Raw genomic sequence first — 12,864 nt, forward strand, 5'->3', positions numbered from 1 at the left:
GCAAATGTATTCGGGAGGCGCGGGGGCCGCAGGCGATCACTGTGCCGGAGACGGATGCTCAAACGCCCAGCGGTGCTCGCATGGTCGTTAAGGGATGCAAAGGCAGTAGGCCGGGGCAAGAGGCCGTCGGCAATTGCTCCTACCCCTGCCTCCTGCCCATGACTACTGCCCACTCCCCACCTGTGCTTCCGTTTTGAATTCGCTCGTGGTGTGGAAGGTGATGGCCGGATTGTTCCTGCGCTCAAGGTCGAGCATGTAGGCGCTCGGGGCGATGAACACAGGGTTGCCGTCCTTGTCCTGCACGATCTGCTGTGCCTTCACGCGGATGAACTGATCCAGAGCGGCCTCGTCGGTGGTGGTCATCCAGCACGCCTTGTGCGCGGGGATCTGTTGGAAGGCGCACTTGGCGCCGTACTCGTGCTCCAAGCGGTAGGCGATCACCTCGAACTGCAGTTCACCCACGCAGCCCACGATCTTCTTATTGCCGGGCTGCTGCGTGTACAGCTGCGCCACGCCCTCATCAGTAAGCTGGCGGATGCCCTTCTCGAGCTGCTTGCTCTTCATGGGATCCTGGTTCACCAGCTCGCGGAAGAGCTCTGGTGAGAAGGCCGGGATGCCGCGGAAGTTGAAGTTGGCGCCCTCGGTGAGGGTGTCGCCGATCTTGAAGTTGCCGGTATCGAAGAGGCCGATCACATCGCCGGGCCAGGCTTCATCGACGATGGTCTTCTGCGCCGCGAGGAAGGTGGTGGGCGTGGCGAAGCGCAGCTCCTTGCCGAGCCTCACATGGTTGTAGTAGGTGTTGCGCTCGAAGTGGCCGCTGCACACGCGCAGGAAGGCGATGCGGTCGCGGTGGTTGGGATCGATGTTCGCGTGGATCTTGAACACGAAGCCGCTGAAGCGCGTGTCGTCGGGCTTCACCTCGCCCTGGTCCGTGGCACGCGGACCGGGCGGCGGCGCGACGTCCACGAAGGCATCGAGCAGTTCCTTCACGCCGAAATTGTTGAAGGCGCTGCCGAAGAAGACCGGCGCGATGCGCGCGTTGCGATAAGCTTCGATGCTCAGCGGTTCATACACGCCTTCGATCAATTCGATGTTGGCGCGCAACTCGTTGGCGGGGTCGGCGCCGAGCAATTCATCGAGTTGCGGATCGACGAGGTCGCTGATGCGCGTGCTGGCCTTCTCCAATTTGGTCTTGCCGGGATCGAAGAGGCGCAGGCCCTTGCTGTGCAGGTCGTACACCCCCTGGAAAGTGGCGCCGATGCCCACGGGCCAGCTCATGGGTCGCACCTTGATGCTCAGCTTCTCCTCCAACTCATCCAGCAGGTCGAAGGGATCCTGCCCCTCGAGGTCGAGCTTGTTGATGAAGACGATCACCGGCGTATTGCGCATGCGGCACACCTCCATCAGGCGCTCGGTCTGCGCCTCAACGCCCTTCACGCAATCGATCACCAGGATCACGCTATCCACAGCTGTGAGGGTGCGGTAGGTGTCCTCGGCGAAGTCGCGGTGACCGGGCGTATCGAGCAGGTTGATGAGCCGGTCGCCGTAGTCGAAGGTCATCACCGAGGTGGTGACGCTAATGCCGCGCTGGCGCTCGATCTCGAGGAAATCGCTGGTGGCGCCGCGGCGGATCTTGTTGCTCTTCACCGCGCCCGCTGTCTGGATAGCGCCGCCATAGAGCAGGAATTTCTCCGTGAGCGTGGTCTTGCCGGCGTCGGGGTGGCTGATGATGGCGAAAGTGCGCCTCCGTTCGATCTCGTCGTGCAAAGCCATAAGTGGCGTGGTTCCCGTGAAAGGGCGGCAAAAGTAGGCCCTTGGTCGAAGGCGGCTCATGAACAACATGGCCCCTACCCTAGTTTAGCCGCAAACCCAATGGAATGAAGATCAGGACCCTCACCCCCGCCATCGCTCTGGGCATGGCGCTCGTGGGACGTGCGCAGGAGACGCCGGTGACCTTGCAGCTGGAGCAGATGGCCACCGGCCTCACCAGCATCGTTGATATCGCGCATTGCGGCGACGAGCGGCTGTTCGCCGTGCAGCGCGGCGGCCGTATCCGCATCGTTCAGCCCGACGGCAGCATCCTGCCCACGGACTTCCTCAACATCACCACGCAGGTGAACAGCACCGGCGGCGAGCAGGGCCTGCTGGGGCTCTGCTTCGATCCCGGCTATGCTGACAATGGCCGATTCTACGTGTACTACATCAACGGTGCGGGCAATGGCACCAGCCGGGTATCGCGCTTCACCGTGAGCGCTGACCCCAACGTGGCCGACCCCATGAGTGAGGAGATCCTCTACACGGCAACGCAACCATACTCCAACCACAACGGCGGCGACATCGACTTCGGCCCCGATGGCATGCTCTACATCGGCTTCGGCGACGGCGGCAGCGGCGGCGACCCGCAGAACTATGCGCAGACCATGACCAGCAAGCTGGGCAAGATGATGCGCATTGACGTGAGCGGCGCATCGGGATGGACCGTGCCTGCCGACAACCCATTCGCCACGGCCACCGATACCCTGCCCGAGATCTTCGCCAGCGGCCTTCGCAACCCCTGGCGCTGGGGCTTCGACCGTTTGAACGGCGACCTTTTCATCGGGGACGTGGGCCAGAATGCCGTGGAAGAGCTCGACTTCTGGCCCGCTGGCGATAACAGCGGCCCCAACTTCGGCTGGCGCTGCTACGAGGGCAACAGCGCGTATAACACCAGCGGCTGCCAGCCCGCCGCCTCGTACATAGCGCCCATTGCGCACCACAACCAGAGCCAGCAGGGCTGGTGCTCGATCATCGGTGGACGCACCTATCGCGGACCCACCTACTGGCGCCTTGAGGGCAAGCACGTGTACACTGATTACTGTGGCGGGCAGTTCTATGCCATCGTGCGCGATGAGTTCGGTGCCTGGGTGCGCACGCAAGTGCTCGCATCCGGCATCACTGGCTGGTCCGCCATCGTCGAGAACCTTGATGGCGAGCTCTTCGCTGCCAACGTGAGCAACGGCCGCATCTACCGCATCAAGGAGCAGTGCACCGCCCCGGCGCCCGTGATCAGTTTGGATGGCAACATGCTCACCAGCAACGATGCCATCAGTTACCAATGGTACCTGGGCGCCACCTTGGTGAACGGCGCCACCAACCAGAGCTTCGCACCCACGGTGAATGGCAGCTACAGGGTGCTGGCCACCACGCAGACCGGCTGCCTGCTCTTCTCGAACACCATCGATGTGACCACCACGGGCATTTCGGCGGTTGATGCGAACGGCATCACGATCAAGCCCGTGCCTGCGAATGCTTCGATCCAGATCGAAGGCGCTGCTGCCGGCACCGTGGCCGACCTGATCGATGCGCAGGGCCGCGTGGCCCTTTCAGCGGCAATCGGCACCAGCGGCCCCTTGATGCTCAACACCGAAAAGCTCAATGCCGGCCTCTACACCGTGCGCTTGAGTGCTGCCGACGGCCGGTTGATCCTGAATCGCCAAGTGCCCATCGCGCACTGATCGGGACATGGTCCTTGCGGAGCCCTGTAGCCTTGCTTCAGGGCTCCGGTCGTTCATGGAACGCACCATGAGCGACCTTCGCAGCGTTGGAGTCATGACCTCATGAGGCACGCCTTGTCCTTCCTGTTCGCAGCAATGCTCGCCTCGGCATCGGCGCAGCCCGATGCAAGGGCTCAAGCCATTGAACAAGCCAAGCTGCTGGCCGCTGCGAATGCTGACCTTGAACGTGAGGCCGCGAGCGCGAAGCTGAAGACCGCATTGCGCGCCTTGCTCGATGCGCCCGGCGCGATGGCACTGGACCTTGCCGATCTGCCCTTGAGCCGTGTGGACGCGCACGATGGCAGCTTCCGCCTGATCACGTGGAACCTGCCACAGGCCGATGGCACCCACCGCTACGAGGGCTTCCTGCTTGCGCGCAAAGGCAAGCTCACCACCCTGCATGAACTGCGCGACATGACCAGCGGCATGGCCAACCCGGAACTAGCCGAGCTCAGCGCCGACCGCTGGTACGGGGCGCTTTACTACGATGTGATACCCGTGAAGAAGGGCGGGCGGACCTGGTACACGCTCTTGGGCTGGAAGGGACACACCGCCACCGAGACGCGCAAGGTGATCGAAGTGCTCAGCTTCCGAGGGAACAAGCCGCGCTTCGGAGCACCGCTGTTCGGCAAGGGGAAGCTGCGCGAGCAGCGCAAGGTGTTCGCCTTCGCATTCAATGCCACCATGATGCTGCGCCATGAGCGAGAGCAGGGTCGCATCGTGCTGGATCACCTGGCACCGATCCGCGCCGACCTGCAGGGGAAGGGCGCGCTCATGGGCCCTGACATGAGCTTCGATGCCTTCACCTGGCACAAGGGCGAATGGCGCTACCAGCGCGACATCGACCTGCGCGACCCGAATCCTGACAAGCGGCCGTTCAAAGCACCGCCGAAGGAGGAGCGCAAGTGAGATATGGTACCAGAACATGGTTCACCGCCAGAGCAACCAGGAGTCATTGGGAATGCGGCACCGGGTGTCTTCCCGTGTGCGTGGATCAATGCCATCCATCGCCTTTCAGTCCCGGTTCCGTGCGCCGAGGTCGCGTGGGGTTGAAATGTTCGGATGCCATCCGGATCCTTCTCCTTTCTTTGCGCGCCCTTGAATCTGGGCATTGCATGACCAAGTCCTCGAAGCCCTTGAAGATCGCGCGCAAGCGATCGCGCATCCATGGCAACGGCGTCTTCGCCACGGCCGGCATCCGCAAAGGCGAGCGCATCGTCGAATACACCGGAAGGCGCATCACGCACGAAGAAGCCGATGAGCAGTACTACGGCGATGTGAGCACCGGCCACACCTTCCTCTTCACGCTGAACAGGCACTGGGTAATCGATGCGAATCGCGGCGGCGGCGTGGCGCGGTGGATCAACACCAGCTGCGCCCCCAACGCCGTGGCTTACGTGCACAGCGAGAAGAAGAAGCGGCCTGACCCGAAGAAGGACTACGTGGTGATCGAGGCTCTGCGCGCGATCAAGGCCGGTGAGGAGATCACCTACGACTACGGCTTCGACTTCGAGATGCCCTACACCGTGAAGCTGCTGCGCACCTGGGCCTGCAAATGCGGTTCGCCCAAGTGCCGCGGTACCATGCTCAAGGGGAAGAAGGCCCGCGAGGTGATGAATAAGCACCCGAATTGGCGGAAGGGGCTTTGAAAGCGAGGAACGGCGCACGGACAAGTCATTGCGCCGCCAGCACCAGGTACTTTCGCGGCCATGCGCGTCAGTCCTCTCCTGCTCCTTGCGCTGTGGTGGAGCGCCTGCTCTGCACCCAAGGGTGAACTCTGCGCCGATTCCTTCGCGCCCTATCAGGATCTGGTGAGCGGGCGAACGCGCAACGCGGCCAATGCCGCCTACGTGGATGCCATGGCCTTGTACAAACAAGGAGATCACGAAGGCGCCATCGCCGGCTTGCGGAGCTACCTGGGCACGCCGGGCGCCGATGAGCGCGCCTACCTCTATCTCGCCGTGAGCCAATTGGCCGTGGGGCAACCCTACGAGGCTGAGCTCAGCATCGATCGATTGGAGAATAGCCATGTGCCCGGCTACAAGGACCCCTGCGAATGGTACACGGTGCTGTGCTGGCTGTGCAGCAACCAACTTGATCGCGCGGCGGCGGGCGCCCAGCGCATCGCCCAAGGGCCGCACACCTACCATCGCGAGGCGCAGCTGCTGGTTGAACGCTTGGAGCGCGCGCGATGAGGCTCGTTGATGCCGAGCGGTTGCTTCGCGCTTCATTCGCGCGTCCCATGCCGGGGCACGATGCCTTCCTGGAACTAAGCGGCTACAAGCGCCCCGATCTGGAGGCCGCGCGCCGCGCTGACCCTCCGCCGCGCGAGAGCGCCGTGCTGGCCCTGATCTATGAACGGCACCATGAGGCGCACGTGCTGCTGATGCTCCGTCCGGACTACGATGGCGTTCACAGCGGGCAGGTGTCGTTCCCCGGCGGACGTTGGGAGCCGGAAGATGCCGACCTGAAGGCCACCGCGCTGCGCGAGTTCGCTGAGGAGACCGGTGCCACTCCCCTTGCCGAAGTGCTCGGCGCGCTCAGCCCTGTGTACATCCCGCCGAGCCGCTCATTGGTGACGCCTTACGTGGCCATCGCGGAACAAGCAGGTCCCTTCTCACCCGACCCGCGTGAGGTGGCTGAGCTGATCGAAGCGCCGCTGAGTTTGCTGCTGCGCGACGACATCCTGAAGCGGCGCGAACAGCACATCGCGATCATGGGCCGCAGCGTGGAGATCCCTTACTTCGATGTGCAGGGCCGCGTGGTCTGGGGCGCCACGGCCATGATGATCGCCGAGCTACGCGAGCTCTTTCGCCGTTGAGAGGCCGCAGTAGCGCAGCAACTCCTCATTCGGACGCGTGCCGCTGCGGTCGCTGCTGTACTGCGCCTTGATGCGCTTCACGAAGTACATGTCGATGGCGCCCTTGTTCTTGGCCTCAATCTGCCCGCGGTGCACGCACTCGAAGTGGTCCTTCACGATAGCGTAGGTGGCGCCGCTGATGTTCACCTCCCCTACCTCACCGCTGCTCTCCATGCGACTGGCGGTGTTCACCGTATCGCCCCAGATGTCGTAGGCGAACTTGCGCTTGCCCACTACACCTGCCACCACGGGACCGGTATTCACGCCGATGCGGAGCGCCCAGCCCTCCTTGCCCAGCAGACGGTGCTCCTCCTGCCAGCGCGCCATGAGCTCGCGCACCTCCAATGCAGCCAGCACGCATTTGTGGGCATGGCGCGCATCGCTGGTGGGCACGCCGGCCGCGCACATGTAGCTGTCACCGATGGTCTTGATCTTCTCGATGCCATAACGGCCCACGATCTCATCGAACTGCACGAAGCAGGTATCAAGCTCGCTCACGAGCTCCTCGGGGCTCATCTTCTCCGCTACGCGTGTGAAACCCTTCATGTCCGTGAAGAGCACGGTGACCTGCTCGTGCCTGCGCGCGGTGGCCCTGCCCTTCTCCTTCAGCTCCTCACTGATCTCCTTCGGAAGGATATTGAGCAGCAGGTCCTCGATGCGCCCCTTCTGCCCTTCGATCTCCTTGCTCTGCGCCACCACCTCAGCGGTGCGCTCCTCCACTTTCTGCTCGAGCACCATGTTGCGCAAGCGCAGCTGCCGCTCGCGCACCTTGATGTAGCTGAATAACGAGGCGCCGATGAAGAGGGCCAGCGCCGTGTAGAACCACCAGCTGCGGTACCAAGGCGGGTGTATGGTGAACCGCAGTTCCGTGGGCGGGTCGCTCCAGAGGCCGCTGCGGTCCATGGCCTTCACCTTGAAGGTGTAGGTGCCCGGAGGCAGCGCGGGATAGGCGGCCACGGTACTCGGTGTCATGGGCTGCCAGTCTTCCTCCAATCCTTCGAGCATGACCATGTAGCGCACGGCATTGGGATCGCTGAGCGCCACGCAGCCATAGCGCACGCGAATGCTGCGCTCATCGTGGCTGAGGCTGGCCTCACCGCTGATCGGGCGCTCTTCAAGGTTCACCGTCCATCCGCGGATGGTGACGAGCGGTGCCACATTGCGCTCGACCTCCTGCTTATTTCCCACGCGCGTGGCGCCATTCACCGTGCCGAAGAGAATGCCGCCATCGCGCAGCGCGCAAACGGCGTTGGGCTTCACCTCGATGCCTGTGAAGCCAGCGCGCTCCGTGAAGGCGATGAAGCCCTCCTGCTTGTGCCGCCACTTGTTCAGGCCCTTGGTGGTGCCGATCCACACATGGCCTTGATCGTCGATGGCCAGCGCCTTGATCACATTGCTGAGCAGGCCCTGCTCCGTGGTGAAGCGCTGCGCTTCCTTGCCATCCTTGAGAACGATGATGCCCTGCCCCTCGGTGCCCACCCAGAGGCGGCCTTCTTTATCCTGCGTGAAGCACGATGCGGCGAATGAGCGGCCCAGGTCGATGCGCTGCGCCTTGCCATTATCGATCCGGGTGATGCCGTTGCTCTTGCTGCCCACCCAGATGGCGCCATCGCGGTCGTGGAATAAGGCGATCACATGCTTGCCGGCGAGGCCGTCCTCCTCTCCATAGGGAGTGGGCACCGTTCCGCTGCCGGGCAGGTAGCGCCACAGTCCGTTCACGCTGCCCACCCAAAGCTCCCCAGGCTGACCGACCGCCAGGGCGGTCACGCGCAGGTCGGCCAAGCTGCCCGATACTTCGATGGCCTCTTGCGAGCGGCTCGAACGCGGATCATAGCGCAGCAAGCCTCCGCCTTCGGTGCCCACCCACACATAGCCCTTATCATCCTCAGCCAAGCAGCGCACGAAGTTGCTAGTGAGCTGTCCTTTCTGGGCGTTTATCTGCTCGATGAGTTTGCCTTGTGCATCGAGCACCACGATGCCTGCATTGGTGCCGAACCAGACGCGTTGGTTGCGGTCCTCCATGACCGCGAAGACCTTGGGGTCATTGAGGCCCTCGGCTTCGCCGTAGGTGATGAAGCGATCGCCCTTGAATATGTCGAAGCCGCTCTCGTACATGCCGATGAGCATGTTGCCCTCACGATCGCGCACGAGGCAGCGGATGGCACGGCCGTGCAAGCCATTGTCCGGGCCGTAGGTGCGCACCCCTTCGGCCGTCACGCAGCTGGCGCCTCCATCGGTGGTACCGATCCATACCTGGCCATCGCCGTCCTCGCCGAAGCAGTAGATGGTGTTGCTGCGCAAACCGGTGAGGATGTCGAAGCGATCGCATCTGCCATCGGCGGTGCAACGGAACGCACCGCCTCCTTGCGTGCCCACCCAAGTGCTGCCTTTGGAATCAACGAAGAGCGAAGTGCGCCCGAATATGTCCGGGACACCTGGGATGTTGAACTCTGAAACGACAGAGCCATCGGTGACCTGCATGCCGCCACTGCCGGTGACGAAACCGATGCGGCCATCGGGCAATGCGGCCATGGTGAGCAGGTGCTCCTTCAGCCCTTGATCGGCCAGGATGCGGGATGCGCTCAGCGTGCCATCCTCGGCGGGCGCCCCTTGGATCCGCCAAAGGCCGGCGCCCATGGTGGCCACCAGAATGCTGCCGCTCCTCTCCTGCACCCATGCCGTGATGGCGCTGCTGACGCCTTGGCCGAGCGCACATGCGCGGAAAACCCGGCCGTTGGTCCATGTGATGCCGCCGTCAAGGTGGCCGGCCCACACGCTGCCTTCGCGGTCAACGAGCAGGGAGAATACGCCGCCAGAAGCGGTGCCTTCGCCGGTGCCGTGATCCACCACGCTGATGCCGTCGTAGCTGGCCAGGCCCGACTCGGTGCCCACCCAGATGATGCCGTCGGTGCTCTGCGCCGCGCAATACACTTTCACGGCGGGCAGCCCTTGCTGGTTGCTGATATTCTCGAAGAAGTAGCGCTGCGCTTGGGCGGCCCCGGCAATCGCCAGGGCGATCAGCACAACAAGGAATGAGCGTATGTCGCGCATATCAGCGGGTCAGGTCGAAGAAGGATGCGTCTCCGGCGGCGGCATCGCTCACCACCACGGTATTGGTCACGCTCTCACTGTAGTTCTGCATCTGGGCCTTGAGGGCGCCGTAATTGTAGTAGCTGTAGATGTCGTCCTTCTTGCCATCCACGGGGATCCAATAGGCTTTGCCGCCAGCGGTGCGGCCATGTCCGCTGAACCACACCAGGATGGTGCCCACCTTGTTGGTGCGGGCGAGGTCGCGCAGTTCCACGTTGAAGAAGCGCTCCATCTGCTCCTTGGTGAGGTTCTTCTTGCTGATGGTGCGCTGCACCTGGTAGCTGGCGAAGGCCTTCTGCATCTTGCTCGCATCCGAGGCCTGGGCCGCGGGGAAGTTGCGGTAGTTCGTGTTCTCGATGTGCACCACCCAAGTGCCGGCCTTGCTCACTGGGGCCGTGCTCGTCTCGCTCGGCACGGGTTTAACCACAGCAACGGCTTCAGCCGCGCGCTTCACCGTCCAGGTCTGCTCTGTTGAATTGCCGAACTGATCCTCGGTGCGCAAGGTGAACTGGTCCGCCTCCTTCAGGTCCAGCTTGATGGAGAAGTCGGGGTTCAAGCGGTCAGGCGCGTAGCTGGCGCTCTGGCCGTTCACCGTGATCAGGCGGATGAGGCTGGCATCGGATACGGTTCCTTCCAGAAAGACCTCGGCCTTGCCGGCCGGGAGCGTGAGTTCCTGATCGCCGCTGGCCTTCGGTGCCGTAAGCGCGATCATAGGGGCCGTGCCCTCACTGCGCTCCACCTCGAGCACCTCGCTGGTGAAGTTCTCATAGAGGTCGGTGGCCTGCACCACGATCTCCTTGGCTTCGCGGTCCAAGGCGATGGTGGTCACGAACATGGGGTCCTTCTCGTCCTTGGTGTAGTCGGCCGCCTTGCCGTTCACCATGATGGATTTGATCAAGCTCTTGTCGCGCACGTAACCGCTCACCTCCACGACCGCCTCGGAACTGGAGACCTTGGCCACCGTACCGATGCGGAATGGCTTCACCACGGTGATGGAGGGCGGATCGGCCTCGCGGTTCTGCTCGAAGATGAGCCCTGCGATCCGCGTGCGCGTGGCATCGAGTGCATTGCGTTGATCGGCGTCGAGCGTCCCAGCGGCTTCCATCACCCGTTGAGCGGCATCGATGTCCTTGAGGGCGCCGTCGAGGTCCACATTGGCCTCGCGGCATTCCGCGCGCAGGCGCAAGGCTGCGGCATCGCTGGCATCGGCGAGGATGATGCGGTTGAGGTCGTTCACTGCGTTCTGGTGCTGGCCGAAGCCCTTGTAGTAGAGGGCGCGCTGGATGTACACAGCGCGATCGCTGCGGCCCAGCGCCATGCACCGGCTCACATCGTCGATGGCCTTGGTATATTCCTTCTGGTGGGCGAGCGCCTTGCTGCGCACGAAGAGCGCATCGGTGCTCTGCGGGTTCAGTTCGAGGGCGCGCGTGCATTTCTCGATGGCCTTCTCCAATGTGCGGGCCTTCATCGTTGGACCAGTGTAGAGCTCGTAGAGGGCCAGCTGGACTTCGCTCACGGCCACGTAAGCGGGTTCGTAGAGGTGGTTCCATTCAATCACCTTGTCCAGGTCGAACTCCGCGGTCTTGTAATCGCGGGTAGCGCTGCGCACGAGGCCATGCAGGTAGTAGCTGTCGGTCGTGGCCTTGATGGCGAGCGCTTGGTCCGAAGCGCGCGAGGCGCAATCAAGATCGCCGGCTTTGAGGCATGCGCGGGCAAGCGCCATCTGCGCGGCCTGGTTCTTCGGCGCCACGCGCACGGCCTGATCTGCGAGCGCTCGGGCCTTGGCGGTACTATCCAGGTCGGCATAAGCCCCAGAGGCTGCTATGGCGAAAGGCGCGTCCGCAGGCATGAGATGCGCCACTTGCGCGAGATCGGCGGCGCGCTCGGCCATGCGGCCCAGGGAGGCATAAGCGTCGGCTCGGCCCATGTACGCCTTCACGAGCTTGGGATCGGTGCGGATGGCAAAGGAGAACTTCTCGACCGCCTGCTCGAACTGCTGCTGATCGAGCAGCTTGTTGCCCTCCTTCAGGAAGGCTTTGCCCGATTGGGCGTGCAGCACAAGGCCGAGGAACAAGGCGATGACGAGCGCGGGAAGTCGCAGGAGCAGCATGGCGGGCCGCGCGAAAATAGGGGACTGCGCAAAGCCGGTGGAAGTCATGCTTCCACGGTTGAAAGCCTGTCCGCCCGCCAGAGCAGCGAGGCATCGCCGTAACTGAGGAAACGATAGCCCTTGGCCAGGGCGTGAGCGTAGATGCGCCGCCAGTCCGGCCCCACGAAAGCGGCCACGAGCAGCAGCAAGGTGCTCTGCGGCTGATGGAAGTTGGTGATCAGCCCATCGACCACCCGGAAGCGGTACCCGGGGGCGATGAGCAGCTGCGTGCGGCCAGTGAGCCGATCAGCGCCTCGGCGGTCGAGATCGGCGAGCACCGCCTCCAAGCACTCGAGCGGCGATCGCGGCTCACCCGATGCCTCATACGGCTCCCATTGCCGGATACGCAGATCCGCATCCGCAGCACCGTTCACGAGCATCAACCCATGCCAGTAGAGGCTCTCGAGCGTGCGCAGTGCCGTGGTGCCTACAGCGATGATCGGTGAGCGGCCCCAGCGCTCCAGGATCAGCTTGATGGCCGCGCGCGTCACGCTCACCTCTTCCTCATGCATCGTGTGCCCCTCCATGCGCTCGCTCTTCACGGGCAGGAAGGTCCCCGCCCCGACGTGCAGGGTGAGACGTGTGGTGTCAATGCCCAGTGCTTGCAGGGATTCCAGCATGGCGGGTGTGAAATGCAGGCTGGCCGTCGGCGCAGCCACCGATCCCGGACGCTCCGCGAACACCGTGTTATACCGCTCCTTGTCCGTTGGGGCATCCGCACGCTTCATGTAGGGAGGCAGGGGCACATGGCCCAGCGCTTCGAGCACCTGGGCGAAGGTCTTCCCCAAAGGCCGCCAATTGAAGCGCACCTTATCGTTGCCCGCACGCGTTGCGGTGATCTCCACGCCGCCAGACGAAAGCACCAGCTCCTCCCCTTCCTTCCAGCGCTTCGCATTGCCGATGAAGCAATGCCAAAGGCTCGATCCCGTGTGCGCCAAGGCGAGTTCGACCGGGGCGCCCGGCGAAGGTGAAAGGCAAAGCACCTCGATGCGCGCTCCGGAGCTGCGGCGGAAGATGAGCCGCGCATTCACCACCTTGGTCTCGTTCAGCACCAGCAGCGCTCCTCGTGGCAATTCCTCCGGCAGCTCGCGGAACCGGCGGTCGTTGATCCGGCCATCGCGCCATACGAGCAATCTGCTCGCATCGCGCTCCGCAAGGGGCTGCTGCGCGATGCGCCCCTCGGGCAGCTCGTAGGTGAAATCGGCGATGGTGAGCTCGCGCGGATGCATGGA

At 63.5% G+C, this 12,864-nt stretch carries 9 protein-coding genes; 5 read left to right on the plus strand and 4 right to left on the minus strand.

Features of this window, described 5'->3' with window-relative positions:
- Positions 1–162 precede the first annotated feature (162 nt).
- The gene (locus tag IPM12_13430) at positions 163–1,773 is read right to left on the minus strand and encodes a peptide chain release factor 3 (GenBank protein MBK9148804.1); all 1,611 of its coding nucleotides are present in this window, start codon (positions 1,771–1,773) and stop codon (positions 163–165) included.
- A gap of 104 nt (positions 1,774–1,877) precedes the next feature.
- Here IPM12_13430 and IPM12_13435 point away from each other — a divergent pair, with 104 nt between their 5' ends.
- The 5 genes from IPM12_13435 (at position 1,878) to IPM12_13455 (ending at position 6,354) form a co-directional block, all read left to right on the plus strand.
- A complete protein-coding gene (locus IPM12_13435; protein MBK9148805.1) occupies positions 1,878–3,494 on the plus strand; it encodes a PQQ-dependent sugar dehydrogenase in 1,617 nt (538 codons plus the stop codon).
- Positions 3,495–3,596: 102 nt separating this feature from the next.
- Complete coding sequence (locus IPM12_13440; protein MBK9148806.1) at positions 3,597–4,442, plus strand: hypothetical protein; 846 nt, start codon at positions 3,597–3,599, stop codon at positions 4,440–4,442.
- A gap of 206 nt (positions 4,443–4,648) precedes the next feature.
- On the plus strand, positions 4,649–5,182 hold the full coding sequence (locus IPM12_13445; GenBank protein MBK9148807.1) for an SET domain-containing protein-lysine N-methyltransferase: 534 nt from the start codon (positions 4,649–4,651) through the stop codon (positions 5,180–5,182).
- 60 nt (positions 5,183–5,242) lie between these two features.
- Entirely contained in the window at positions 5,243–5,728 is a 486-nt protein-coding gene (locus IPM12_13450; GenBank protein MBK9148808.1) for a hypothetical protein, read from the plus strand.
- 47 nt (positions 5,729–5,775) lie between these two features.
- A complete protein-coding gene (locus tag IPM12_13455; GenBank protein MBK9148809.1) occupies positions 5,776–6,354 on the plus strand; it encodes a CoA pyrophosphatase in 579 nt (192 codons plus the stop codon).
- On the opposite strand, the gene IPM12_13460 is transcribed toward IPM12_13455, so the two are convergent.
- From IPM12_13460 to IPM12_13470, 3 genes are read right to left on the minus strand one after another with little or no spacing between them, the layout of a single operon-like run.
- The gene (locus IPM12_13460) at positions 6,331–9,444 is read right to left on the minus strand and encodes a hypothetical protein (GenBank protein MBK9148810.1); all 3,114 of its coding nucleotides are present in this window, start codon (positions 9,442–9,444) and stop codon (positions 6,331–6,333) included. The two genes, IPM12_13455 and IPM12_13460, sit on opposite strands and share 24 nt — an antisense overlap.
- A gap of 1 nt (position 9,445) precedes the next feature.
- Entirely contained in the window at positions 9,446–11,593 is a 2,148-nt protein-coding gene (locus tag IPM12_13465; protein MBK9148811.1) for a tetratricopeptide repeat protein, read from the minus strand.
- Positions 11,594–11,637: 44 nt separating this feature from the next.
- Positions 11,638–12,861 (minus strand): S-adenosylmethionine:tRNA ribosyltransferase-isomerase, encoded by a 1,224-nt coding sequence (locus IPM12_13470; protein MBK9148812.1) that lies wholly within the window; start codon positions 12,859–12,861, stop codon positions 11,638–11,640.
- Between the last annotated feature and the right edge of the window lie 3 nt (positions 12,862–12,864).

It is taken from the genome of Flavobacteriales bacterium (assembly GCA_016716605.1).
Classification (GTDB): domain Bacteria; phylum Bacteroidota; class Bacteroidia; order Flavobacteriales_F; family PHOS-HE28; genus PHOS-HE28.